At 72.5% G+C, this 26790-nt stretch carries 12 protein-coding genes; 8 read left to right on the plus strand and 4 right to left on the minus strand.

The genetic code is table 11. From position 1 onward, the window contains the following. Window positions 1-12: 12 nt before the first annotated feature. Window positions 13-450: a MarR family winged helix-turn-helix transcriptional regulator gene (locus AMK27_RS15820; RefSeq protein WP_073907236.1), complete on the minus strand. Its 438-nt coding sequence runs from the start codon at window positions 448-450 to the stop codon at window positions 13-15. Between the two features lie 146 nt (window positions 451-596). Here AMK27_RS15820 and AMK27_RS15825 point away from each other — a divergent pair, with 146 nt between their 5' ends. The 8 genes from AMK27_RS15825 (at window position 597) to AMK27_RS15855 (ending at window position 11550) form a co-directional block, all read left to right on the plus strand. Further along, window positions 597-2096 (plus strand): MFS transporter, encoded by a 1500-nt coding sequence (locus tag AMK27_RS15825; RefSeq protein WP_073907239.1) that lies wholly within the window; start codon window positions 597-599, stop codon window positions 2094-2096. A 440-nt stretch (window positions 2097-2536) separates the two neighbouring features. Continuing rightward, entirely contained in the window at window positions 2537-2755 is a 219-nt protein-coding gene (locus tag AMK27_RS15830; protein WP_055600716.1) for a hypothetical protein, read from the plus strand. A 129-nt stretch (window positions 2756-2884) separates the two neighbouring features. Beyond that, complete coding sequence (locus AMK27_RS15835; protein WP_073907242.1) at window positions 2885-3691, plus strand: HlyD family efflux transporter periplasmic adaptor subunit; 807 nt, start codon at window positions 2885-2887, stop codon at window positions 3689-3691. A gap of 43 nt (window positions 3692-3734) precedes the next feature. After that, window positions 3735-6041: an NHLP family bacteriocin export ABC transporter peptidase/permease/ATPase subunit gene (locus tag AMK27_RS15840; RefSeq protein ID WP_073907246.1), complete on the plus strand. Its 2307-nt coding sequence runs from the start codon at window positions 3735-3737 to the stop codon at window positions 6039-6041. A 1-nt stretch (window position 6042) separates the two neighbouring features. Then, the gene (locus tag AMK27_RS15845) at window positions 6043-8949 is read left to right on the plus strand and encodes an NHLP bacteriocin export ABC transporter permease/ATPase subunit (protein ID WP_073907250.1); all 2907 of its coding nucleotides are present in this window, start codon (window positions 6043-6045) and stop codon (window positions 8947-8949) included. Window positions 8950-9116: 167 nt separating this feature from the next. Beyond that, complete coding sequence (locus AMK27_RS15850; protein ID WP_143204858.1) at window positions 9117-9671, plus strand: hypothetical protein; 555 nt, start codon at window positions 9117-9119, stop codon at window positions 9669-9671. A gap of 196 nt (window positions 9672-9867) precedes the next feature. Further along, window positions 9868-10023: a hypothetical protein gene (locus AMK27_RS44350; RefSeq protein WP_338014310.1), complete on the plus strand. Its 156-nt coding sequence runs from the start codon at window positions 9868-9870 to the stop codon at window positions 10021-10023. Window positions 10024-10044: 21 nt separating this feature from the next. Continuing rightward, window positions 10045-11550, plus strand: a complete 1506-nt coding sequence (locus tag AMK27_RS15855; RefSeq protein WP_445194850.1) for a long-chain-fatty-acid--CoA ligase — start codon at window positions 10045-10047, stop codon at window positions 11548-11550. 163 nt (window positions 11551-11713) lie between these two features. Here the strand turns inward: AMK27_RS15855 and AMK27_RS15860 are convergent, their stop codons facing one another. The 3 genes from AMK27_RS15860 to AMK27_RS15870 form a co-directional block, all read right to left on the minus strand. Beyond that, window positions 11714-12148: a hypothetical protein gene (locus AMK27_RS15860; RefSeq protein ID WP_073907258.1), complete on the minus strand. Its 435-nt coding sequence runs from the start codon at window positions 12146-12148 to the stop codon at window positions 11714-11716. Continuing rightward, window positions 12145-13281, minus strand: coding sequence for a flavin-containing monooxygenase (locus AMK27_RS15865; RefSeq protein WP_079188456.1), 1137 nt, complete (start codon window positions 13279-13281; stop codon window positions 12145-12147). Before AMK27_RS15865 ends, AMK27_RS15860 begins: the two co-directional genes overlap by 4 nt. Window positions 13282-13381: 100 nt before the next feature. Next, a complete protein-coding gene (locus tag AMK27_RS15870) occupies window positions 13382-26713 on the minus strand; it encodes a non-ribosomal peptide synthetase/type I polyketide synthase (protein ID WP_143204859.1) in 13332 nt (4443 codons plus the stop codon). Window positions 26714-26790: the final 77 nt, after the last annotated feature.

Genomic DNA, 26790 nt, shown 5'->3' on the forward strand with positions numbered 1-26790 from the left:
GGCCGCCGGCCGTCAGGCGTTCTTCTCCATGCCCGGCCGCAGCCGGGCCAGCAGCTCGTAGAGGGTGGTGCTCTCGGCCGCGTCGAGGGTGTCGAGGGCGCCGCTGGTGGCCTGCATCTCCTCGCGGACGCGGCGGATGACGTCCCGGCCCTCGTCGGTGGCCACCACGTTCTTGACGCGGCGGTCGGAGGCGTCGGGCTCGCGGCGGACCAGGGAGCGGGCCTCCAGCCGGTCGATGATGCCGGTGACGTTGGACGCGTCGCACACGAGCAGGGTGGCGAGGGCGCGCATCGGCAGGGGGCCGTTGAGCTGGGCGAGGACCTTCGCCTGGGTGGAGGTCAGACCGTGGTGGGCGGCGGCCGCCGCGAAGTCCCGCCACTGGGCCGTGCCGATGGCGGCGAGGAGCTCCATGAGCTGGAGCCTGGTGGGGGTCTCGGTCGTCGCGCTCATGGGGCGAGCGTACTCAGAACACTTGACATTATCAATTGTTTACTTGACCACCTCAAGTATCCGGGTCTACCTTCGGGCAAGTACTTGATGACATCAAACATCGATGATCTGAAGCTCCCGTGTCACCGGAAAAGGCCCTCCCTGCCATGAGTCATGCCCCCACACCGCCCGCCGCCGACGCCCGGCGCGAGACGGTCATCGTCTTCGCCCTGAGTCTCGCCGCCATGGTCGTCTCGATGATGCAGACCCTGCCGGTCCCGATCCTCGGCCTCATCCGTACCGACCTCGGCACCTCCACGGCCAACGTCAGCTGGGTGACCACCGCCACCCTGCTCTCCGCCGCCGTCTTCACCCCGCTGCTCGGCCGCTTCGGCGACCAGCACGGCAAGAAGCCCACGCTCGTCGCCGTCCTCGGTGTCATGGTCGCCGGCTCCGTCGTCGCCGCCCTCGCCACCTCGCTGCCCCTGCTGATCCTCGGCCGCGTCCTCCAGGGCGCCGCCACCGCGATCTTCCCGCTCGCCCTCTCCGTCCTGCGCGAGGAGGTCAGGCCGCAGCGACTGCCCGGCGCCATGTCCCTGGTCAGCGGCACCCTCGCGTTCGGCAGCGGCCTCGCGCTCGTCGCCACCGGCCTGCTCACCTCCGGCTCCGACGCCGACTACCGCAGCGCCTTCTGGATGGCGACCGGCTTCGCCGCCCTCGCCCTGCTCGCGGTCGTGTTCCTCGTCCCCGCGACCCGCCACAAGACCGGCGGCCGCACCGACTTCCTCGGTGCGCTGACCCTCGGCATCACGCTGCTGCTGCTCCTGCTGCCCATCTCGCAGGGCCACGAGTGGGGCTGGGCCTCGGCCCGGACGCTCGGCAGCTTCGCCGGCGCCGCCGTCATGGCGGTCGTCTGGGTCCTCGTGGAGCGGAAGGTCCGCGAACCGCTCGTCGACATGAAGATGTTCGTCCACCGCCCGGTGCTCATGGCCAACCTGGCCGGCATCCTCGTCGGCTTCGGCATGTTCGCGAACTTCCTGGGGGTCTCCTACCTCGTCCAGATGCCCGAGGCCCTCACCGGCTACGGCTTCGACGCGTCCATCCTGCGCGCCTCCGTGGAGTTCCTGCTGCCCGGCGCGATCGTCTCGCTGCTCGCCTCCCCGATCGGCGGCCAGCTGGTCCGCCACCGCGGACCGCGCACGGCCCTCGCCCTGGCCGCGGGCCTCGGCGCCGTGGGCTTCGCCTGGCTCGCCCTCGGCCACGGCCACACGGCCTCGGTGATCGGGGCCGGGATCGTCGTCGGCGCGGCCGTCAGCTTCGGTTACGCGGCCATGCCCGCCGTCATCATGTCGAGCGTCCCGCACCACCAGAGCGGCATCGCCAACGGCATCAACTCCATCTCCCGCTCCACGGGCAGCGCGATCGGCAGTGCGGTCGTCACCACGATCCTCGCCTCGCAGACCATCGAGCACCTCCCGGCCGGTGTCCCGCCGCTGCCGGCGGAGTCGGGCTTCACCCTCACCTTCTGGATCGGCGCCACGGCGTTCGCCCTGGTCGCGCTCATCGCCGGGCTCGGTCTGCGGGGGCGCCCGGCGGCCCGCCCGGCTGCGGTGACGCCGTCGGCCGCCCAGGTCCCCGCTCCCGAGGAGGCGGCGGTCTCCTCCTAGTCGGGTCCGCTGCGCCGGAGCGGCGCTCGGAGTCCGGTCGGCACCCTGGGTGCCGACCGCCTCACCGAGCGTCGCTCCGGCGAATCTTCACATCGTGCAAGAGGAGGGTGTTCTTCCCTTTGCGGTGTCTCTCGACTTGGCGGCCGCGCCCTCGGCGGTTGGGGCCGCTATGTCCTCTTGTGTTCCGCCGGGGCGGCGGAGGGCCGATTTTGTTACTCGATCCTGCGGAGAACCTGTGGTGATCTCCTGGCGATCTGTCAAATAGATCGAAACGCCCCTCGATTCGGTGATGAATCCGTGTGCCGCGGCACGTCAACTCGGTTGGCCGGGAAACCCGTTCGCGTGCTTACATCTGCACATCGCGGCCGCCGTCAGAACGGTGCTTGATTCCGGCCGGGGTAAGAACATTCACACGAACACGAATTGAAGGGTGCGCACACATGCGTAACGACATCGAGACCCGTGAGATCGCCGACGCCGAGCTTGACGCCGTTTCCGGCGGCCTCGCCATCTCCGGTGGCCTCGCCGGCGCCGTGGTCGGCGACGTCAGCACCGTCCTCGGCACCGTGACCTCGCTCCAGACCGTCCAGGGCGTGCAGGCCCTGCCGGGCGTCGTCACGGGCCTCGCCGGTGTCAACGTCGGTGTCGCCGGTCTCTGAGCGGCCCGTCCGTGAACCCCGGAACGCATGTCCGTTCCGGGGTTCACGGCTGCCCTTCCCGCCCGGCGCGGGCGGGCTTCCGCCGGTCAATTCGGCAGCCCGTGAAGAATGCAGTCGAAGGAAGGGTCCGTGCAGTTCCGTCAGAAGGCGCTTTCCAAGCTGCAATCGCCCGAAGAGCTCGACCTGCCGGTAAGGTTCGCGCGCCCGCAGGGGCGGCTCGTGCTCGCGGTCACCGTCGCCGTGATGGCCGCCGCGACTTTCTGGGCATTCACCGGATCCGTGTCCTCCAAACTGAGCGCACCCGGAATTCTCACCCGTGCCGAGGGCAGCTACCTCCTGCAGAGCCCGTTCGCCGGACAGGTCACCGCCGTCCACGCCGAGGAGGGCCAACTGGTCGCCCCGGACGCGCGCCTGCTCACGGTCCGGACGCCCCAGGGCGACCGGGACGTCCGCGCGGTCGAGGGAGGGCGGGTCACGGCCCTTCTCGCCAAGACCGGTCTCGTCGTCACCACCGGCGCCGACGTGGCGACCGTGGAACGCGTGAAGTCCCCGGACGACCCGCTGGTCGCCCTGCTCTACGTGCCCGGCGGCAGCGGCGCGGCGATCCCCGTCGGCGCCCAGGTCGACCTCGGTGTCCAGTCCGCGCCCCAGCAGCGGTTCGGCGTGCTCCGCGGCCGGGTCAAGGCGGTCGGCCGCGCCCCCCAGACGACGGCGCAGATCAGCGGCTTCCTCGGCGACAGCAGGCTCGCCGCGCAGTTCACCCGGCACGGCGACCCCGTCGCGGTGCTCGTCCAGCTGGAGCGCTCGGCCGCCACGCCGTCCGGCTACCGGTGGTCCTCGGCCGAAGGACCCCCGTACGCCGTCGACTCCACGACGCCCGTCACCGGAACCGTCCACCTCACCGCGCAGCGCCCCGTCGACTGGCTGCTCCCGTGACCGCGTCGTCCGACACGACTCCTCAGCCCGATTGGCCGCTCCCGTGACCGCGTCGCCCGACACGACCCAGACCCCGCAGCTCCCGGCCGCCGGCCACCGGCGGCACCGACCCGCGCCGCAGAGCGCCGGCAGGCGCCGCCGCCCCGAGCCGGCCGGCCGGAGCCCCCGGCGCCGCAGGCCCGTCCCGAAGGGCCGTACGCCCCGACCCGTCCGTACCCCCACCGTGCTGCAGATGGAGGCGGTGGAGTGCGGCGCCGCCGCGCTCGCCATGGTGCTCGGCCACTTCGGCCGGTTCGTCGCCCTGGAGGAGCTCCGCATCGCCTGCGGCGTCTCCCGCGACGGCTCCCGCGCCAGCAACCTCCTGAAGGCGGCCCGCAGTTACGGCCTGAAGGCCAAGGGCATGCAGATGGACCTGGCCGCGCTCGCCGGAGTGCGACCGCCGGCCGTCCTCTTCTGGGAGTTCAACCACTACGTCGTCTACGAGGGCATCGGGCGCCGCCTCGGCCGCCGAGGCGTCCACATCAACGACCCGGCCAAGGGCCGGCGCTTCGTCCCCATGGACGAGTTCGACACCAGCTTCACCGGCGTCGTGCTCACCTTCGAGCCCGGCGAGGGCTTCCGCCGCACCGGTCGGAAGCCCGGTGTCCTGGGCGCGATGCCCGCCCGGCTGCGCGGCACCTCGGGGACCCTGCTCGCCGCCGTGCTCGCCAGCCTCCTCCTCGTCGTGGTCGGCGCGGCGATCCCCGCGCTGAGCCGCACGTACATCGACATGTTCCTGATCGGCGAGCAGACCTCGCTGCTCGGCGTCCTCTTCGCGTCGATGGCGGCGGCCCTGCTGCTCACGGCGGTGCTCACCCTCCTCCAGCAGTCCAACCTGCTGCGCGGCCGCATCATCTCCTCCACGCTCGGCAGCGCCCGCTTCCTGCGGCACCTGCTCCGCCTTCCCGTCGCCTTCTTCTCCCAGCGCAACCCGGCCGACCTGGTCCAGCGCCTGCAGTCCAACGACGCGGTCGCCGAGGCCCTGGCACGGGACCTCGCCGCCGCGGGCGTGGACGCGGTCGTGGTGGTCCTCTACGCGGTGCTGCTCTGGACGTACGACCCGCAGCTGACGGTCGTCGGCATCGGCATCGCCCTGCTCAACGTCGCCGCCATGCGGATCGTGATCCACGTGAGGGCCACCGACACCCAGAAACTCCGTGCCGAGAGCGCCCGGCTGACCAACACCTCGTACAGCGGTCTGCAGCTCATCGAGACGATGAAGGCCACCGGCGGCGAGGACGGCTTCTTCCGCCGCTGGGCCGGCCAGCACGCCGTCACCCTCGACGTGCAGCAGCGGCTCGGCGTCCCCAGTATGTGGCTGGCGATCGTCGCCCCGACACTCGCCGCGCTGAACAGCGCGCTGATCCTGCTGATCGGCGGTCTCCGCGCGGTGGAGGGGCACCTGTCGGTCGGCCTGCTCGTCGCCTTCCAGGCCCTCATCACCAGCTTCACCACACCGATCACCCGCCTCAACGGCGTGGCTGGCCGCATCCAGGACTTCGCGGCCGACGTCGCCCGGCTCAAGGACGTCGAGAACTTCCCCGTCGACCCGGTCTACTCGCGGCGCGAGCCGCCCGCCGCCACCCGCCGCCTCAAGGGGCACGTGGTGCTCGACGGCATCACCTTCGGCTACAGCCCGCTCGACGCCCCGCTCCTGAAGGACTTCTCGCTCACGGTCGGCCCCGGGCAGCAGGTCGCGCTCGTCGGCGGCTCGGGGAGCGGCAAGTCCACCGTGTCGCGGCTGATCTCCGGGCTCTACGCCCCCTGGGAGGGCGCGGTCCGCATCGACGGCATGCGGCTGGAGGACATCCCGCGCGGCGCGCTCGCCGCCTCCGTCTCCTTCGTCGACCAGGACGTCTTCCTCTTCGAGGGGACCGTCCGCGACAACGTCGCCCTCTGGGACCCCTCGATCCCCGACGAGGCCGTCGTGGCCGCCCTCGAGGACGCCGCCGTGTACGAGGTGATCGCGCGCCGCCCCGGCGGCATCCACAGCCGGGTGGAGCAGGACGGCCGCAACTTCTCCGGCGGCCAGCGCCAACGCCTGGAGATCGCACGGGCGTTGGTGCGCCGGCCCAGCGTCATGGTCCTCGACGAGGTGACCAGCGCCCTGGACGCGGCGACCGAGCGTCTCGTCATCGACAACCTGCGGCGCCGGGGCTGTGCCTGCGTGGTCATCGCCCACCGGCTGAGCACCGTCCGCGACAGCGACGAGATCGTCGTCCTGGAGCGGGGCACCGTGGTCGAGCGCGGCCGGCACGAGCACCTGCTCGCGGCGCGGGGCGCGTACGCCGACCTGGTCAAGGAGCACTGAGGTGACGTCCCCCCACCCCGCACCCGTCGCCGTGGACCCCGTCGTGGCCGCCCTCGGCGGGCTCGGCACGCCCCTCGACTGCACGGGCATGCGCAGCCTGTCGCTGGAGGGGCCGCTCGTGCTGTGGCTCGTCGTCGAGGGCGAGCTCGACCTGTTCGCGACCGACGCGGCACAGGAGGGCAACTGGCACTTCCTGGGCCGGCTCGCCCCGGGCACGCTGCTGCTCGGCCCGGCGGAGGGCCCCGGCCACACGCTGATCGGCCGCCCTCTGCAGGGCTGCCTCCTGCGCCGCGTCGAACTGCGCGAGCTGCAGCCGTACGGGCCGGAGGCGTACGGATCGGAGGCGTACGGACCGGAGGCGTACGGACGACCGGGGCAGTACGGGCCGGGGCAGTACGGTGTCGCCCAGGTGCCGCTGAGCCCCCTGGAGAACGCCTTCGCCCTCGGCATCGGACGCGGTCTGCGCGTCCTCTACCAGGCGCCGCTCGAGAGCCGCGCCACCGCCGGGCCGGGCGCGGCCGACGACGACGTGCTGTGGATGCAGATCGCCCCGGGCAGCGTCCGGTACGGCGCCGTGTACGAAGGGTACGAGGGGTACGACACCGCCGCCGCGCTTCTCGTCGACGGGGCGATGTGGCAGGGCATGGTCGACCAGCAGTACCGGCTGCTGTACGCCCTGGACCACTGGATCGAGCAGGCCGAGCGTGCCCACGAGGACCGCACGGCGGCCGGCATCGAGGCCGGTGAGGCCGCCCGCACCCAGGCCGACCAGGCCCTGCTCGCCTCCATCGGCCGCCCCGGTGGCCGGTCGCGTGGGGCGGCCGGCCGAGGCGGGGGCGACGACGCGGCGTTCGCCGTGTGCCGGCTGGTCGCCCGCGAGGCGGGCATCACCCTGACGCAGCCGGTCGGGACCGGAGCCGACGCCGGACGGACCGACCCCGTGGAACGCATCGCGGTCGCCTCACGGATCCGCACCCGGCCCGTCAGCCTCCACGGCCGCTGGTGGCGCGAGAACAGCGGCCCCCTGGTGGGACGGCGGGAGGACGACGGCTCACCGGTCGCCCTGCTGTGGCGGCGCGGCGGGTACGTGGCCGTCGACCCCGCCACCGGCACCCGGGAGCGGGTGGGCGCCGCCGAAGAGGGCACCTTCGAGCCGGGCGCCGTCATGTTCTACCGCCCGCTGCCCGACGGGCGGCCGGGGCTGCCCGGGCTGCTGCGGCTGCTCCGTTTCAGTCTGCGGGGGACCGGCGCCGACCTGCGCGGCCTCCTCGTGGGCGGTCTGGTCGCGGTCGGCCTCGGCGCGCTCGTCCCCCTCGCCACCGGCAAGGTCCTCGGCGAGTACGTGCCGCGTGCCGAGGACAGCCTCATCGTGCAGACGGCGCTCGCGCTCGTCGCGGCCGCTGTCGTCTCGGCCGCCTTCATGCTGCTGCAGAACATCGCGATCCTGCGGGTGGAGGGCCGCGTCGAGGCGACCCTGCAACCGGCCGTCTGGGACCGGCTGCTGAGGCTGCCGGTGACGTTCTTCGCCGGTCGCTCCACCGGGGAGCTGGCGAGCGCGGCCATGGGCGTCAGCGCCATCCGCAGCGTGCTCTCCGGCATCGGCTCGATCTGTCTGCAGGCGAGCACCGTCGGCACGGTGAACCTGGTCCTGCTGCTCTTCTACAGCGTGCCCCTGGCCCTGGTCGCGCTCGCCATGCTGTGCGTCATCGCGGCTCTCTTCCTGGGGCTCGGACTGTGGCAGCTGCGGTACCAGCGGCGGCTGCTCGTCCTCGGCAACAGGCTCAACAACCAGGCCTTCCAGACCCTGCGCGGACTGCCCAAGCTGCGTGTGGCCGCCGCCGAGAGCTTCGCCTACGCCGCCTGGGCGCGGGAGTTCGCCCGCACCCGGGAGCTCCAGCAGCGGATCGGCCGGATCAAGAACGCCCTCACCGTCCTCAACGCGGTCTGCCCGCCGCTGTGCATGCTGGTGATGTTCATGCTGCTCGCGGGACCGGCCCGGGGCAGCATGTCCGCCGCCGAGTTCCTCACCTTCAGCACGGCCGTGACGATCCTGCTGTCCTCGGTCACCCAGCTCACCGGCGCGCTGATCTCGGCCGCCGCCGTGCAGCCGATGTTCGAGCAGATCGGCCCGGTCTTCCGGGAGCCCCCGGAGGTGCGCGGCTCCAGCACCCGGCCGGGGGTGCTGAGCGGGGCGGTCGAGGCGAAGAACCTGTCGTACCGGTACGCCGAGGACGGCCCGCTCGTCCTGGACGACGTGTCGGTCCGGATGGAGCCCGGCGAGTTCGTGGCGATCGTCGGGGCCAGCGGCTGCGGCAAGTCGACCCTGCTCCGGCTGCTCATCGGCTTCGACAGGCCGGCCGCGGGCAGTGTGCTGTACGACGGCCAGGACCTGGCGGCGCTCGACCGGGCGGCGGTGCGCCGGCAGTGCGGTGTCGTCCTGCAGAACGCGCAGCCGTTCTCCGGCTCGATCCTCGACTGCATCCGCGGCGCGGAGCCGTACACGCCGGAGGAGGCCTGGGAGGCCGCTGCCATGGCCGGTCTGGCCGAGGACATCAAGGCCATGCCCATGGGCATGCACACCATGCTGTCCGACGGCGGCGGCACGGTCTCCGGCGGTCAGCGCCAGCGGCTGATGATCGCCCAGGCCCTCATCCGCAAGCCGCGTGTCCTCTTCCTCGACGAGGCCACCAGTGCCCTGGACAACGAGGCCCAGCGCGTCGTCATCGAGTCCACCCGTACGCTGCGTGCCACCCGTGTCGTGATCGCCCACCGGCTGTCCACGATCATGGACGCCGACCGGGTGATCGTCATGGCGGAGGGCCGGGTCGCCCAGCAGGGGCCGCCCGCCGAACTCCTCGCCGACACGAGCGGTCCGTTCCACGCGCTCGTACGCCGCCAGCTCGGCTGACGGGCGGCCCGCGCGGAGCCGCGGAGAGGGCGCCTGCCGGAATCCGAGCCTCCCTGAAGCAAAAGCCGGAATGCCTCGACGGAAGGGCTTTCGATCGGGGAAGCTGTCCCCAACAGGCCTGCATATAGGCGCAGTTGAGCAGTTTCCGCACCATTACGGGGGAGAAGATGACAAGCCTCACGAACCGATGGCTCGCGCGCGCGGCAGCGGTGGCGGCCGCGGCCTTACTCGTCACCGGCGGAACGGCCGGCGTCACGTTCGCCAGCGAGGCGGACCGCGCGGGCATCGTCGCCGACACCTGGCTGCCCACCGTCGACATCGCCTCGAACTTCAGCGTGGTCGCGACCACGCATCCGGACACCGTGGGCTGCAACGGCTACAACGTGGTGGGGACGGGGACCGCCACCGGCAAGCCGGTCGGCAGCGCCACCTGGTCCCAGACCGAGGTGGTCTGTCTCGCGACCATACCCGGCAAGTACGACATCAAGGGGACGCTGACGCTCACCGAGGCGGACGGCGACAAGCTCAACTTCAGCTACGCGCTCACCGCGCCGGTGTCGACGGCCACCCTGGTCTACCCGACCGGCACGTTCAAGATCACCGGCGGTACCGGCAACTACGCGATGGTCGCCGGCAGCGGCAAGATGAACGCCCGGGTCAACCTCCTCGATCACGACCACGTCAGCGCCACCCTGGTGGGGGACATCCAGTACCTGGGCTGACCCGACGCACCGGCCCCGGCCGGGCGGGCGTGGGTGACGGCGCGCTGCCGCCACCCACGCCCGCCGCCGTTCGCGAAATCCCCGCCACCCTCCCTCTCCCGCAGCACCCTCAGAGCCGTCACCCAGCGTCGGAGCCGGCTCCGCCCCAGGGGCAGGCTCCGCCCTTCTGACGGCGCGACCTCCAAGGAGCCGCACCATGAAGAGCACGATGCAGGACCGCGAACTGCTCGTCCGCGACCTCCTCACCCACGGGCAACGCGTGTACGCGGACAGCCGGGTGGTCCGATGTGCCGACGCGCGGATCGTACGGTCCTTACAGACCTTCGCCGACATCGCGGCCCAGGCCGAGTAACTGGCTTCCGCACTGACGGGGTTGGGGGTACGGATCGGCGAGCGCGTCGCCACGCTCGCCTGGAACACCCCCGAGCACCTGGTCGCCTATCTCGCCGTACCGAGCATGGGGGCCGTACTGCACACGCTCAACCTCCGTCTCCACCCGGACCAGTTGGGCTACGTCGTCGAGCACGCCGAGGACTCCGTCCTCCTGGTCGACTCGACCCTCCAGGACATGCTCACCCCGCTGCGGGACCGGCTCGGCAGCGTACGGCACGTGGTCGTCATCGGCGGCGCGCCGGAGGCCGACCTGCCCGGACACATCGCCGTGCACCGCTGGGACGACCTCATCGCGGCCGAACGGCCCGGCTACGACTGGCCCGACCTCGACGAGCGGGACGCGGCCGCCCTCTGCTACACCACCGGCACCACCGGGGACCCCAAGGGCGTGGCCTACAGCCACCGCTCGATCACCCTGCACACCCTCGGGGTCTCGGGCGGCTCCGGCTTCGCCATGCACGACGGCGACCGCGTCCTGCCGATCGTGCCGATGTTCCACGCCAACGCCTGGGGCTGGCCGTACTCCGCCTGGCTCGCCGGTTCCGACCTGATCATGAACGGCCGGCAGCTGCACACCCCGGACCTGGTCCGCATCATCAACGAGGAGCGGCCCACCGCGGTGGCCGCGATCTGCACGATCTGGAACGCCCTGGTCCACCACGGCGAGCGGCACCCGCTGGACCTCAGCAGCGTTCGGCTCGCGGGCTGCGGCGGCGCGACCCCGCCGCGCGCCCTGCTGCAGCAGCTCAAGGACCGCTACGGTGTCCGCCTCGTACAGGGCTGGGGACTCACCGAGACCAGCCCCCTCGCCACCTTCGCGGTCCCCCCGTACGGCACCCCGGACGAGGAGGAGGTCGGCTGGCTGGCCAAGAGCGGCCGGGTGATGCCCTACGTCGACGTGCGGCTGATCGCCGAGGACGGCACCGAACAGCCCTGGGACGGCACCTCGGTGGGCGAACTGGAGCTGCGCGGACCCTGGGTCACCGGCTCGTACCACAACACCCCCGACTCCCCGGAGAAGTTCCACGACGGCTGGCTGCGCACCGGCGACCTCGGCGTGATCGAGCCGGGCGGCTGGGTGGTGGTGAGCGACCGCCTCAAGGACGGCATCAAGAGCGGCGGCGAGTGGATCTCCACCATCGAGCTGGAGAACGCGATCATCGAGCACCCCGCGGTCCTCGAAGCGGCCGTGGTCGGCGTGCCCGACCCGCGCTGGGAGGAACGCCCGCTCGTCTGCGTGTCGTTGGTGCCGGGAGCCGAGACCGACGGGGACGAGCTGCGGGAGTTCCTGACCGGCAGGGTGGCGCGCTGGTGGGTGCCGGAGCGCTGGTCGTTCGTGGACGCGGTCCCCAAGACCAGCGTCGGCAAGTACGACAAGCGGGCCGTACGGACCCTGTACGCGCAAGGGGCGCTGGACGTCTGGGTCCCGACCCCCGGCGACTCCGACGCGCAGACGCCCACGGGGCCCGGGGCGCCCGGGGAGTGAACGGGGGAGCGGCACTCCGCGGGTGAACGGAGGCGCGGCACCCCGGTGGTGAACGGAGGAGCGGGGGAGCGGCGCTCCGGGACCGTACGGCGCGGCGCGCCCCGGGCGGTCCCGGAGAGCACCAGGACCGCCCGGGGCGCCGCTCCCGGCCCCGTGAACGGCCTCAGGCCGCCAGCCGGTCCGCCGTCTCCGCCAGCAGCTCCCGCTGCCGGTCGGCGTCGAGTCCCAGCTCCCGGACCAGCCGGAGCGTCAGCACCAGCCGGGCCTGGATCGTCGTCTCGGGGTCCGGGTGCTCACCGCCGGGCACCGAGCCCTCGTCGAGCCCGGCCGTGACCAGGCCTTCGAGGAACACGGGGTCGAAGTCCTCCGCGCCGGCGTCCAGCGAGCCGAGGACCTCCGCGACGTACCCGCTGACCTCCCGCGGCGTGGCCCCCTGCGGGAAGCGCCGGCGGGCGGCGATCCCGAAGGCGACGCCGACCGCCTCGCCGTACCGCGGTCCGGTGGGGTCGAGAGCGGCCGACTTCTGGGCGAAGCCGATGAAGTCGAACGCCAGCAGCGCCCCGAGCACATCGAGTTCGGTGGAGGTGGCACTGGTCATGACGCCTGGCCTTCCGTCGTGGGCGGAGTGGTCGTGGTGGCCCTGCTCCGGGCGGTGGCGACGAGCGCCGTCGCGACGTGCTCGGCGTCGTGCCCGACGAAGCCGATCAGCGCCGAGCCGCGGGTCCGCATCCGGTACAGCCCCAGGTAGTGGCTGCCGGGCACGGCTCCCGCGCCCTCGGTGTGCCGGGGCTGCCCGTCGACGTCGAGCATCTCGGGGTCGAGCCAGCTCCAGTCGGTGCGGAAGCCCGTCGCCCAGATCACCGTGGACGGCTTGAGGCGTTCGCCGTCCGCGACGAGGAGCTCGGCGCCCTCGGCCGCGACGACGCGGCCCGCGGTCCGGATCGCGCCCGCCGCGACCAGTTCGGGCACCCGGTCGCCGACGACCGGGTCGGGCGCCTGCATGCTCACGGGCAGACGCATCACCCCGAGGACGCTCATCCACCAGAACATGTCCCGGCCGACGACCGTCTGCGGCAGGGGCGGTGACACGGCCTCGCCGCAGCTCAGCACCACGTCGTGGGTCGCGGACAGCTCCGCGGCGATCTGCCGGCCGGAGTTGCCGTCACCCACGACCACCACGGTCCCCGGCGCCAGCCGCGCGGGGCTCCGGTACTCGCTGGTGTGCAGGGTGGCCACGTCCGGGCTCAGCGCGGCGGCGAACTCCGGAAGACGGGGTATGCCGAACGCCCCGGTCGCGATCACGACCTGCCCCGCCCGGCACTCGCCGCGCGTCGTGCGCAGCAGATAGCCGTCACCGTCCCTGCGTACCGACAGCACCCGGTGGTCCGGCAGCACCGGCAGGTCGAACCGCTCGGCGTAGTCCCGCAGGTACGCCGCCACCTCGTCCTTGCCGGGGTAGTGCCGTCCGTCGCCGGGGAAGGGCAGGCCCGGCAGTCCGGAGAACTGCGCGGAGGTGAACAGCGTCAGCGAGTCCCAGCGGCGCTCCCACGTCTCGCCGACCTCGCTGCCCGCGTCGAGCAGCACGCACTCCACACCGGCCTGCCGGAGGTGGTACCCGACGGCGAGCCCGGACTGGCCCGCTCCGACGACGGCGACCGGCACGGCGGCCGGCAGCGTGCTCGTCCGCCCACCGGCCTGCCGCCGCACCGGGTCGGCCTGATCAATTCCCATACCGATCGTCCTCATCTCATGGACCGGGCCCCTGGAACCCGAGGGCCCGGTCCGGGGTGGATCGGCCGGGCCGCCGGAGGGGCGGCCCGGCCGGGTCGGTTCAGTGGGCGCCGAGAGCCCGGCTCAGCTCGCCCGCGAGGACCCGCAGCCGCTCACCGCGCATCACCGTGTAGTGGTCGCCGGGGACGTCGACGAGGGCGGCGTCGCCGGGGAAGTACTCCATCCAGCGGGACGCGGTGTCGACGGACGCGCCGCCGTCCGCCGCCCGCAGCGACAGCACACGCCCGGCGAAGGAGCGGGGCGCGTACCGCAGCAGAGCACGGTAGTTGCTCTGGAACCGGCCGACGATGGAGCTCAGCGTGTCGAGGTCGATGTCCTCGGACAGCGCCCCGGCCGCACGCGCCTCGGCGTGCAGCACCTCCACCGGCGGACGGCCGTCGAACGCCTCGGCCGGCAGCTCCCACGCCACCCCGGCGAGGCCCGCCAGATCCCGGGCGAACCAGGACAGCAGCACCTCGTCGGAGACCGGCGCGCCCTCGGCCGGGCCGGGTCGCTCCATCAGGTCGACCACGGCGAGCAGTTCGACCTCGGCTCCCGCCGCGGTGAGCTGGGCCGCCATCTCCAGGGCGATCACACCGCCCATCGACCAGCCGCCGACGCGGTACGGGCCCTCGGGCAGCGCCTCGCGGACCGCGGCGACGTAGTGGGCGGCCATGTCCTCCACGCTGAGCAGCTCCGTGTCCGGCAGCTGCAGCGCGTAGAACGGCTGGTCGTGGCCCAGCAGTTCGGCGAGCTCCGCGTAGCAGAGCACGTCACCGCCGACCGGGTGCACGAACACCAGCGGAGTCCGCCAGCCCGTGGTGCGTACCGGGACGAGGGCCCTGCGGCCGTCCTCGGCGCTGCCCGCCTCCCGGACCGCCTGGGCCAGCAGCTCGATCGTCGGCCGGGCGAACAGGGTGGAGAGCGGCAGGCTGCGGCCCAGACCGCGGGCGATCCTGGCCATCAGCCGCACCGCCAGCAGAGAGTCCCCGCCGAGGTCGAAGAAGCTCGCGGTCACCCCGATCTCGGTGACGCCGAAGAACTCCGCCCAGATCTCCGCGAGTCGGTGTTCCACCGCGTCGCGGGGGGCGACGAAGCCAGCGCCCTCGGCGGCGACCTCGTCGGGAGCGGGCAGCGCCGCCCGGTTGACCTTGCCGTTGTCGCTGAGCGGCAGCTCGTCCAGGACCAGGATGCGCTGCGGCACCAGGTGCTGCGGGACCACCTTGCGCAGCGACTCGGTGATCCGCTGCTCGGTGTCGTCGCGCCCGTCGTCGAGGACCACGTACGCGATCAGCCGCTTGGGCCCGTGCTGCTCGCCCGCCGCGACGACCGCGGCGGCCCGTACGCCCTCGCACTGGGTGAGAGCGGCCTCCACCTCGCCCAGTTCGATGCGGTAGCCCTGGATCTTGACCTGCGAGTCCTGGCGGCCGAGGAACTCGATGGTGCCGTCGGGCAGGTAGCGTCCCAGGTCGCCGGTGCGGTAGAGCCGCTCACCGGTGACCGGGTGGCGCAGGAAGGCGGCGCTGGTCTTGGCCTCGTCGTTCAGATAGCCGCGGGCCAGGCCGACCCCGGCGATGTAGAGGTCGCCGGGGACCCACACGGGGCACGGTCGCATCGCGCCGTCGAGCACGTGGAACCGCTGGTTGCGCATCGCCTTGCCGTAGGGAATGCTCACGCAGTCCTCGGTGACCTCCCCGATGGGGTGCAGGATCGACCAGATCGACGCCTCGGTGGCGCCGCCGAGGCTCCACAGCTCGGCATCATCGAGGAGCAGCCGGATCCGGCCCGGCAGGTTCACCGGGATCCAGTCCCCGCTCATCATGACCAGCCGCAGCGGCAGCCCGGTGAGCCGGTTCGCGAGGGCGTGCTCGGTGAACATCTCCATCAGCGCGGGCACGCTGTTCCAGATCGTCACCCCGTGCTCGGTGACGAGCTCCGCCCAGCGGGCGGGCTCGCGGTGCGCCGACGGCTCGGGCAGCACCAGGGCGCCGCCCGCCGAGAGCAGTCCGAAGACGTCGTAGACCGACAGGTCGAAGTGCATCGCGGACAGGCCGAGCGCCCGGTCCGCCGCGGTGACGCGATAGCGCTCGTTGATGTCCACGATCGTGTTCAGGGCCGCGCCGTGCTCGATCATCACGCCCTTGGGCAGCCCGGTGGAGCCCGAAGTGAAGATCACATAGGCGAGGTCGGTGGGCTTGGCGCCGGACGGCCCGAGAGGCTCGAGCTCGCCGAACGGCTCCCGGCCCGCGCCGTCGCCCTGCCCTGCGGCCCCTCCACCGGCCTCGCCATCGGCCCTTCCATCGGCCTCTTCGCCGGCCGTCTCGCCGGCCTTCTCGTCGGTCCGCACCACGGTCCTGGCCACGTCCCGCGGCCAGTCGGCGCTGTCGTCCACCCACGGCTGGGTGACCACCTGGCTGATCCCGGCGCTGTCGAGCAGCACACGCAGCCGCTCGGCGGGCACCCGGGCGTCGATCGGCACGTACGCCGCACCCGCCCGCAGGATGCCGAGGGCCGCGACGACCTGCTCCCAGCCCTTGTCCATGACGATGCCGACCAGGTCGCCGGGTCCGGCCCCCAGCGCGCGCAGCCGGTGGCCCACCTGGTGGGACCTCCGCTCGAGATCCGCGTATGTCAGGGTCAGCGACTTCGTGACGACCGCCGGAGCGTCGGGCGTCTCCGCCGCCCGGGCGAGCACGGCGTCGTGCAGCAGCCCGTCGGGCACCGGCCCGTCGGTGGCGTTGGCCTCGGCCCGTACGTCCAGGTCGGCGGCCGGCGCGAGGGCGGGCCTCGGCCGCTGCCAGGCCGCCGCGTCGCGGGACAGGTCGCGCAGCGTCCGCTGGTACGCGGCGAACATCGCGTCGACGCAGCCCGCCGGGAACAGCTCCTCGATCACATCCCAGTTCAGGAGCAGCTCACCCGCCTCCTCGACCGCCTGGTGGTCCAGCCACACCTGCGGGGTGCGGACCGAACTGCTCACCTGACGGCCGTTCTCACCGATCCCGGCGAGGTGCCGCACGACTCCGCCGCGCTCGGCGTCCTGCTGGTCGGCCAGGTTCACCAGGCTGGTGAAGACGACCGGCGCGGCGGCCCGCACCGAGGCGCCCCGCGCCCGGTTCAGCTCCCGGAGCACCTGCACACCGCTGACCTGGCTGTGCTCCATGTCGCTCCACAGCCGGCTCTGCACCGCGGAGGCGCGGGTGGCGAACGAGTCGGTCGCCGTGTCCCTGATCTCCAGCATCAGGGTCGTGGAGAACTGGCCGATGACGTCGTCGACCTGCGGGTGCAGCGGCAGCCGGTTGAAGTAGAGCAGGTTCAGGCAGAAGTCGGGACTGGCACTCCACTCCGCGATGACCTGCGCGTACGCGGTGCACAGGGCCGCCGACGGGCTGACCCCGGCCGCGGCCGCGTGCTGCTTGAACCGGTCCCAGTCCTCCTTGGCCAGCGTCGCGCCACGGTGGTTGAACACCGGCCGCTCCAGGCTGGACGGGGCTACCGCCAGGGGGAGTTGGGGAGCGGGCGGCAGGGTGTCGAGCCGGTCACGCCAGTAGGCGAGCGCACGGTCGTACTCGGGTCCGGCCTCCAGGGCGCGGGCCTCCCTGACGTAGTCCCGGTAGCGCAGCCGCAGTTCGGGCAACGTCTCACCGCAGTAGTGCGCCGCCCACTCCTTGAACAGGATCGACGTGCTGAAACCGTCGATGATCAGCGCGTCGAAGCCGGCGTGCAGCCGGATCACCCGCTCGTCGACACGGGTCACCCGCACGTCGAACAGCGGCCAGCGCGTCGTGTCGAAGACCTGGTGCCGCATCTCCTCGTGCACGGCGACCAGTTCGGCCTCGCGCTCGGCCGGGTCCAGGGCGGAGGCGTCGGTCTCCCGGATCACATAGGCCGGGACGTCACGCCGGATCCGCTGCTCGCCCTCGGTGGTGAACACCGCGCGCAGCATGTCGTGGCGCTCGATCATCGCCCGGAAGGACGCGCCGAGCCGCTCCAGATCCACGTTCTCCAGGTCGATCTCGATCTGGAAGTACGTGGAGGTGTTGCCGAGTTCGAAGGCGTCGCCGCGTCCCACGAGGTAGGCCTGCTGGAGGTCGGTCAGACCGAACGGCGCGTACTGATCGGAGTCGTCCGCGGCCACGACGGCATCGCCGCCGGCCTCTGCCGCCTCCGCACCCTCCTGGCTCTCCGTACCGGAGCCGAGAGCGGCCAGTATGTCGTCGGCGAGGTCCTCGGCGCAGCGGCCTTCGAGGAACGCCGCCATCGGCAGCAGGACGTCGAACTCCTTGTTCAGCGACGTCCGGATCTTCATCGCGATCAGCGAGTCCAGCCCGAGGGCCTGCAGCGACTGCCGGGCGTCGAGCCGGGCCGCCGCCGTCCCGAGGGCCCGGGCGACGGTCCGGGTCACGAAGGCCCGCACCGCGTCGGGCTCCACGACGGGCGTCGCCCCGGCGGCCTCCTCCGAAGCCGCCGCGGTGACGACAGCGGGGGCCACGGCGCCCGGGCGCGCCTCGGGCGCCGGAGCCGGAGCCGGAGGCCGCACGGCCGCGGGTCCGTGGTGCGCCGCCGGTGCCTGGGCCGACTCCGGGGCCGCCACTGTTTCCGGGACCGTCACCGACTCCGGGTTCGCCATCGACTCAGGGGCCGGCATCGACCGGGCCAGGGCGGGGGCGAACCGTACGCCGTCGGCCTCGGCCACCAGCCGGCCGTTCGCCGACACGAGCCGGATACGTGCCCGGGCGCCGCCTTCGAACAGCTCGGCATGACATCGCAGCCCGTCCTGGGGGCCGCCGCGGTCGTAGTGGACGAAGCGTTCGAGACCGACGGGCACGAGCGCCGGACCGTCCGCGGGGAAGCAGGCCAGCGCGGTCTGGAACATCGCGTCGACGAGCCCGGGGTGGATCACGTACGCCTCGGCCTCGCCGGACACCGCGGACCGGATCTCGGCCGTGGCCTCCTCGCGGCCGAGCCTGATCCGCTCCACCCAGCGCGCGGCGGAACCCAGGTACAGCGCACGCTGCCACAGCAGCCGGTACAGCTCGTCGCCGGACAGCTCACGGCCCGACCCGCCCGCCGCGAGCGCCACCGTCGGCGCGGCCGCCGCCCCCGACCATGCCCGCGCCTGCGCGTGCAATTGCCAGCCACCGCCCGAATCCTGCGCGTGGAAGCTGAACCGGTCGTCGTTCAAGACGAGTTGAGCAGCGCGCCCGACGCCGGCCGGAGCGAGCGCCAGATCCACGGGCAGCTCCAGGTCCTGAACGGACACGGGCCCCGGGCCGGCGAGTGAGGTGACCGCCTCGATCAGCGTCTCCACGAACACTCCGGCGCTGACCACCGGCCGCCCGCCGACCACGAAGTCGCCGAGGCAGGGGTGCGCCGACGGGTCGAGCGGCGGCGAGAACTGCGCCTGTGCGAGGGGCGAGGACGGAAGCCGTACGCCCAGCAGGCCTGCCGACTCGGCGGCGGGCACCGCCGGGAGGGACGGGCCCGGCTCCACGGAAGGGGCTTCGGGCGCGAGCCAGTAATGCTGACGCTGGAAGGGGTAGGAGGGGAGCTCGGTGGAGTGGGTCCGGTAGGGCTGGAGGAGCGTGGGCCAGTCGATGGTGGCGCCGTGGGTCCATGCTTCGGCGGCGGAGTGGATGAAGCGTTCGAGGCTGCCGTTGTTGCGGTGGAGGGTGCCGATGGCGGCGCCGGTGTCGTCGAGGGTTTCGGTGATGCCGGAGATGAGCACCGGATGTGCGCTGACTTCGATGAAGAGGACGTCGGGGGCGGCGAGTTGTGTGACGGTGTCGGCGAGGCGGACTTTGCTGCGGAGGTTGCGGAACCAGTAGTCGGCGTCGAGTGCGCTGGTGTCGAGGATGCCGCCGGTGACGGTGGAGTGGAAGGCGATCTTGCCTGTGCGGGGTGCGACGTCTTGGAGGGCGGTGGCGAGGGTGTCGTGGATGTCGTCGACGTGTGCGGAGTGGGAGGCGTAGTCGACGGGGATGCGGCGTGCCCAGATTCCGGTGGTGTCGCAGTGGGTGAGGAGTGCGTCGAGGGCGTGGGGTGTGCCGGCGACGACGGTGGAGGTGGGGCCGTTGACGGCGGCGACGGTGAGTTGTCCGGGCCAGGTGGTGAGGATGTCTTCGGCTTGGGTTTCGGGGATGCTGAGCCAGGCCATGCCGCCGCCTCCGGAGAGGGCGCGGAGGGCTTGGGAGCGGAGGGCGACGATGCGGGCGCCGTCCTGGATGGTGAGTCCGTCTGCGACGACGGCGGCGGCGATCTCGCCTTGGGAGTGGCCGATGACGGCTGTGGGGTGGATGCCGTGGCTGCGCCAGAGTGCGGCGAGGGCGATCATCATGGCCCAGGAGGCGGGCTGGACGACGTCGACGCGGTCGAGGCCGGGGGCGTCGGGTTGGCCGCGTAGGACTGCGGTGAGGGACCAGTCGACGAAGGGTGCGAGGGCTGCCTCGCACTCGGCGATGGTCTGGGCGAAGACGGGCGAGGAATCGAGCAGCTCGACGGCCATCCCGGCCCACTGCGACCCCTGCCCCGGGAACACGAACACGACAGGAGCACCCGAGGCGCGCCCCGGCTTCGCGCCGGAGACCGCCGCGGTGACGGCGTCGACCTCGCGGGAGGCGAGTGCGTCGAGACCGGCGAGGAGTCCGTCGCGGCCGTCGGTGCCGGGGATCATGGCGCGGGACTCGAAGGCGGACCGGTTCGCGGCCAGGGAGAACGCCACGTCGGCCGGGCGGAGTTCGGGCCGTGCGCGGACGTGCTCGGCGAGTCGGCCGGCGGCGTCGGCGAGTGCGTCGGCGGACCGTGCCGACACCATCCACGGCAGACCGTCGCCGGGGCGCGCGGTCTCGGTCGCTTCCTCGGTGGCCGGTTCAGTTGTGGGTGCTTCGGCGAGGATGACGTGGGCGTTGGTGCCGCTGATGCCGAAGGACGACACTCCCGCCCGCCGGACCTTTCCTTCGGTGGCGGGCCAGGCGCGGGCCTCGGTGAGGACCTCGACGCCGCCGGATTCCCAGTCGACGAGTTCGGTGGGCTTGCTGACGTTGAGCGAGGCGGGGACTTCGCCGTGGCGCAGGGCCATGACCATTTTGATGACGCCGCCGACGCCGGCGGCGGCCTGGGCGTGTCCGAGGTTGGACTTGAGAGACCCCAGCATCAGGGGTCGGTCGTTGTCGCGTGCGCTGCCGTAGGTGGCCAGAAGGGCCTGTGCCTCGATGGGGTCGCCGAGGACGGTTCCGGTGCCGTGCGCCTCGACCGCGTCGACACCGGAGAAGGAGACTCCGGCGTCCTGGACCGCGGCGCGGATGACGCGCTCCTGCGCCGGGCCGCTGGGGGCGGTGAGCCCGTTCGACGCGCCGTCCTGGTTCACAGCCGTACCCGCGACGACAGCGAGAACCTCATGGCCCAGGCGGCGGGCGTCCGACAGACGCTCCACCACGAGCACACCGACGCCCTCGGCCCAGGCGGTGCCGTCCGCGTCCGCCGAGAACGACTTGATGCGGCCGTCCGCCGCGAGCCCGCGCTGACGCGAGAACTCGATGAACGTGTGGGGCGTGGACATGACCGCGGCGCCACCGGCGAGGGCGAGCGAGCACTCGCCGGACCGCAGGGCCCGCACGGCGAGATGCAGCGCCACCAGGGACGACGAGCACGCCGTGTCCACCGTCAGAGCCTGACCCTGCAGGCCCAGGGTGTACGCGACTCGGCCGGTGGCGACGCTGCCGGCCGTGCCGGTGAGGAAGTGGCCCTCGGCCTCCTCCGGGAGCCGGCCGCCACCGCCGTAGTCGTGGTACATGATGCCGGCGAACACGCCCGTGTCGCTGCCGTGCAGCGTTCCGGGCGCGATCCCCGCCCGCTCCAGGGCCTCCCACGACACCTCCAGGAGCAGCCGCTGCTGCGGGTCCATCGCCAGCGCCTCACGCGGCGAGATCCCGAAGAACCCGGGGTCGAACTCGCCGGCCTCGTGGAGGAATCCGCCACGTCGCACGTACGACGTACCCGAGTGGTCCGGGTCCGGGTGGTAGAGGGCGTCGAGGTCCCAGCCGCGGTCGGTCGGGAAGTCCGAGATGACGTCACGCTGTTCTGCGACGACCTGCCACAGTCCCTCGGGGGAGTCCACCCCTCCCGGGAAGCGGCAGCCCATGCCGACGATCACGATCGGGTCGTCGTCCGTACGCGGTGCGACGGCGACGACGGGCTGCGGGGCGGCCCGCTCGGCCCGCTCCCGTGCGAGCGCGAGCGTGACGTCGACGACGGCCGCCGGTGTCGGGTGGTCGAAGACGAGGGTCGCCGGAAGGCGCAGTCCGGTCGCGGAGTTGAGGCGGTTCCGCAGCTGCACGGCGAGCAGCGAGTCGACGCCGAAGCTCTTGAACGGCTGGTCCGGGTCGATCCCGTCCGCCGAGTCGCGGCCGATGACCGCGGCGAGGTGGGTGCGGACGAGGTCGAGCAGCAGTCGGCGGCCCTCCTCCTCGGACAGCCGGCCGAGCTTGCGGCGCAGACCGGACTCCCCGGGGCGTCGCTGCGGGATCCGGACCAGCGAGCGCAGCACCGGGGACAGGGTCCCGTCGAGTGCGTCGGAGCGCAGCGCGGCCGGGTCGAGCCTGGCCGGTACGAGGAGTGCCGCGTCGTCGCCGAGTGCCCGGTCGAGGAGTTCGAGGCCCTGCTCGTTGGAGAGCGGGGCGATGCCGCGGGTCGACAGAGTGCTGTCGTCCAAGTGGCCGGTGAGCCCTGTCCGTTCGGCCCACAGCCCCCAGGCGAGCGAGGTCGCGGGGAGACCGGAGGACCGGCGGCGGGCGGCGAGTGCGTCGAGGAAGACGTTGCCGGCGGCGTAGTTGGCCTGGCCCGGGTTGCCGAGCACGCCCGCGACGGAGGAGAAGAGGACGAACGCCGCGAGGTCCTGGCCGGCGGTGAGCTCGTCGAGGTGTGCGGCGGCGTCCACCTTGGGGCGGAGCACCGCGGCGAGCCGGTCAGGAGTCAGCGACTCGACCACGCCGTCGTCGAGGAGGCCCGCGGTGTGGACGACGGCGGTGAGCCGTACGCCGTCGAGGAGCTGTGCGAGCGCGTCGCGGTCGGCGGTGTCGCAGGCGGCCAGAGTGACGTCCGCACCCAACCCACGCAACTCTTCGGCGAGTTCCCCGGCACCCGGGGCGTCGGGCCCGCGCCGGCTGACGAGGAGCAGTCGGCGGGCACCGTGTTCGGTGACCAGGTGTCGTGCGACCGAGGCGCCGAGGACGCCGGTTCCGCCGGTGATGAGCACCGAGCCGTCCGGGTCGAGCGGCGCGGCACCGGCCAGGTCGGCGACGGCGGTGTGACGGACGAGCCGGGGGACGAGGACCGTGCCCTCGCGCAGGGCGAGCTGCGGCTCGGCCAGTACGGCCCCGGGAACGGCGTCGACGTCGTACGCCGCGTCCGCGTCGGTGTCCAGCAGGGAGAAGCGGTCGGGGTGCTCGGACTGAGCGGTCCTGATCAGGCCCCACACGGTGGCCTGGTCGGGGTTCGTGACATCGGGCCCGGCGGCCCCGTCGGTCAGGACGAGGAGTCGGGAGCCGGAGAAGCGGGGTTCGGCCAGCCATTCCTGGACCAGGGCCAGCGCCCAACCCGCCGCGCGGTGCGCGTGCCCGGCGAGGCCGGCCCCTGTGCTGTCGGAGTCCTGCGCCGAGCCCGGACATCGTACGGCGACGAGCTGCGGCACGGGATCCGGCACCTCGGCCAGATCGGCGACCAGGCACACGTCGACGTCGGTCGCGGTGGCCTGGACAGGCTGCCACTCCAGACGGAACAGCGCGTCCGTGCCGCGCGCGGCCGACAGGTCGGCGGTGAACGGCCGCATCGTGACGGACTCCGCTGACAGGACGGGCTTGCCCGTGCCGTCGCTGACGCGCAGGCTCACCCCGTCCTCGCCCTTGGCGCTGAGCCACACCCGCAGGGCGTCCGCGCCCTCGGTGTGGCGCGTGACTCCGGACCAGGAGAACGGCAGGACCGTACCGCCGTCCTCGCGCAGCAGACCCACGGCGTGCAGAGCGGCGTCCAGCACGGCCGGGTGGACGCCGAAGGAGGCGGCGTCGAGACCGGCGGGCAGGCTCACCTCGGCGAAGACGTCACGGCCGCCGCGCCAGGCGGCGCGCAGGCCCTGGAAGGAGGGGCCGTAGTCGTAGCCGGCTTCGGAGAGCGTGTCGTAGCGGGTGTCGACGTCGATCTCGTGAGCGCCCGGCGGCGGCCACTCGGCGAGGTCGAAGTCCGCCGTCTCGTCCTCGATGTCGAGCAGGGCCGCGGCGTGCCGCGTCCACGGAACTCCCGCCTCGGCGTCCTGCGGCCGCGAGTGCACGGCCAGCTCCCGCTGACCGTCCGCGTTCGGCGGCTCGACGGTCACCCGGAGCTGCACGGCCTCGTCCGGCGGCAGCACCAGGGGTGCCTGGAGGGTGAGTTCGGAGAGCCTCCGCCAGCCCATCCGGGCGCCCACGGCCATCGACAGTTCGAGGAACGCGGTACCGGGCAGCAGGACCGTGCCGTGCACGGTGTGATCGGCGAGCCACGGCTGGGTGTCGAGGCCGAGCCGCCCCGTGTACACCAGCCGGTCCTCCTCGACGAGCTCGACCACGGCGCCCAGCAACGGGTGCCCTGCCGAGTTCAGGCCGAGTCCCCGGGCGTCCGTCGCGGCCGGCTCGGGCTCCAGCCAGAAGTGCTGACGCTGGAAGGGGTAGGACGGCAGCTCCACCGTACGGGCCCGGTAGGGCTCCAGGAGCGTCGTCCAGTCGGCGATGACGCCGTGGGTCCATGCTTCGGCGGCGGAGTGGATGAAGCGTTCGAGGCTGCCGTTGTTGCGGTGGAGGGTGCCGATGGCGGCGCCGGTGTCGTCGAGGGTCTCGGTGATGCCCGAGATGAGCACCGGATGCGCGCTGACTTCGATGAAGACGACGTCAGGTGCGGCGAGTTGTGTGATGACGTCTGCGAGGCGGACTTTGCTGCGGAGGTTGCGGAACCAGTAGTCGGCGTCGAGTGCGCTGGTGTCGAGGATGCCGCCGGTGACGGTGGAGTGGAAGGCGATGCGTCCGGACTTGGGCGCGATGTGTTTGAGTTGGATAGCGAGGGTGTCGTGGATGTCGTCGACGTGTGCGGAGTGGGAGGCGTAGTCGACGGGGATGCGGCGTGCCCAGATTCCGTTGGTGTCGCAGTGGGTGAGGAGTGCGTCGAGGGCGTGGGGTGTGCCGGCGACGACGGTGGAGGTGGGGCCGTTGACGGCGGCGACGGTGAGTTGTCCGGGCCAGGTGGTGAGGATGTCTTCGGCTTGGGTTTCGGGGATGCTGAGCCAGGCCATGCCGCCGCCTCCGGAGAGGGCGCGGAGGGCTTGGGAGCGGAGGGCGATGATGCGGGCGCCGTCCTGGAGGGTGAGTCCGTCTGCGACGACGGCGGCGGCGATCTCGCCTTGGGAGTGGCCGATGACGGCTGTGGGGTGGATGCCGTGGCTGCGCCAGAGTGCGGCGAGGGCGATCATCATGGCCCAGGAGGCGGGTTGGACGATGTCGACGCGGTCGAGGCCGGGGGCGTCGGGTTGGCCGCGTAGGACGGCGGTGAGGGACCAGTCGACGAAGGGTGCGAGGGCTGCCTCGCAGTCGGCGATGGTCTGGGCGAAGACGGGCGAGGAATCGAGCAGCTCGACGGCCATCCCGGCCCACTGCGACCCCTGCCCCGGGAACACGAACACGGCACGGGAAGAGGGCACGCCGTTCTCACCCTCGACCTCGCGGGAGGCGAGTGCGTCGAGACCGGCGAGGAGTCCGTCGCAACCTTCAGTGCCGGGGATCATGGCGCGGGACTCGAAGGCGGACCGGTTCGCGGCCAGGGAGAACGCCACGTCGGCCGGGCGCAGTTCGGGCCGTGCGCGGACGTGCTCTGCCAGTCGGCCGGCGGCCTCGGCGAGTGCGTCGGTGGATCGTGCCGACACCATCCACGGCAGGGCGTCGCCGGGACGCGCTGTTTCGGTCGTGTCCTCGGTGACCGGTTCCGTTGTGGGTGCTTCGGCGAGGATGACGTGGGCGTTGGTGCCGCTGATGCCGAAGGAGGAGACGCCGGCGCGTCGTGTGTGGTCCTCGGTGGCGGGCCACGGCTGGGGCTCGGTGAGGACCTGGACGCCGCCGGATTCCCAGTCGACGAGTTCGGTGGGCTTGCTGACGTTCAGGGAGGCGGGCAGTTCATGGTGGTGCAGCGCCATGACCATCTTGATGACGCCGCCGACGCCGGCGGCGGCTTGGGCGTGACCGAGGTTCGACTTGAGGGAGCCCAGCATCAGGGGCTGACCACCGTCGCGTGCGCTGCCGTAGGTGGCGAGGAGGGCCTGCGCTTCGATGGGGTCGCCGAGGACGGTTCCGGTGCCGTGGGCCTCGACCGCGTCCACTCCGGAGAAGGAGACTCCGGCGTCCTGGACGGCGGCACGGATCACGCGCTCCTGCGCGGGGCCGCTGGGAGCGGTGAGTCCATTGGAGGCGCCGTCCTGGTTGACGGCGGTACCGGCGACGACGGCGAGGATCTTGTGCCCGAGGCGGCGGGCGTCCGACAGACGCTCCACGACGAGGACGCCTACGCCTTCGGCCCATGCGGTGCCGTCGGCGTCGGCGGAGAAGGACTTGCAGCGGCCGTCGGTGGCGAGTCCGCGCTGACGCGAGAACTCGACGAAGATGCCGGGCGTGGACATGATCGTCACGCCGCCCGCGAGAGCGAGCGAGCACTCGCCGGACCGCAGGGCCTGTACGGCCAGATGCAGTGCCACCAGGGACGACGAGCACGCCGTGTCCACCGTGAGCGCGGGTCCCTGCAGGCCGAGGGTGTACGCGACCCGGCCCGAGGCGACGCTCGACGTGGTGCCCGTCAGGCCGAACCCGGCGGAACTGGCCGCGGCCTCACCGAGTCGCGGACCGTACTCCTGCGCGATCGCGCCCAGGAACACGCCAGTCGATGTCCCGTGCAGCGTTCCGGGTGCGATCCCCGCCCGCTCCAGGGCCTCCCACGACACCTCCAGGAGCAGCCGCTGCTGCGGGTCCATCGCCAGCGCCTCACGGGGGGCGATCCCGAAGAACGCGGGGTCGAACTCGCCCGCACCGCTCAGGAACCCGCCGTCGCGCACATAGGACGTGCCGGCGTGGTCCGGGTCCGGGTGGTAGAGACCGTCGAGGTCCCAGCCGCGGTCGGTCGGGAGTCCGGAGATGACGTCGCGCTGCTCGGCGACGACCTGCCACAGCGCCTCGGGGGAGTCCACCCCGCCCGGGAAGCGGCAGCCCATGCCGACGATCACGATGGGGTCGTTGGTGCCGGCCTCCAGCTCCCGGACCCGCTGACGGGACTGGTGGAGGTCGACGGTGAGGCGCTTGAGGTATTCGACGAGTTTGTCGTTGTCCGGTGTTGTCATGGCGATGATGCCCCCGTAGGCGTCGTGAAGCTGTGCGTGTGCGCGGTGCGGGCGCGGCACGCCCGGGGGATGAGTCC

The organism is Streptomyces sp. CB02009 (assembly GCF_001905825.1).
Taxonomy (GTDB): Bacteria; Actinomycetota; Actinomycetes; order Streptomycetales; family Streptomycetaceae; genus Streptomyces.

Coding starts and splice junctions, on each gene's coding strand:
- AMK27_RS15820 (WP_073907236.1), bottom strand. CDS start 450: ATGAGCGCGACGACCGAGACCCCCACCAGGCTCCAGCTCATGGAGCTC.
- AMK27_RS15825 (WP_073907239.1), top strand. CDS start 597: ATGAGTCATGCCCCCACACCGCCCGCCGCCGACGCCCGGCGCGAGACG.
- AMK27_RS15830 (WP_055600716.1), top strand. CDS start 2,537: ATGCGTAACGACATCGAGACCCGTGAGATCGCCGACGCCGAGCTTGAC.
- AMK27_RS15850 (WP_143204858.1), top strand. CDS start 9,117: ATGACAAGCCTCACGAACCGATGGCTCGCGCGCGCGGCAGCGGTGGCG.
- AMK27_RS44350 (WP_338014310.1), top strand. CDS start 9,868: ATGAAGAGCACGATGCAGGACCGCGAACTGCTCGTCCGCGACCTCCTC.
- AMK27_RS15860 (WP_073907258.1), bottom strand. CDS start 12,148: ATGACCAGTGCCACCTCCACCGAACTCGATGTGCTCGGGGCGCTGCTG.
- AMK27_RS15865 (WP_079188456.1), bottom strand. CDS start 13,281: ATGGGAATTGATCAGGCCGACCCGGTGCGGCGGCAGGCCGGTGGGCGG.
- AMK27_RS15870 (WP_143204859.1), bottom strand. CDS start 26,713: ATGACAACACCGGACAACGACAAACTCGTCGAATACCTCAAGCGCCTC.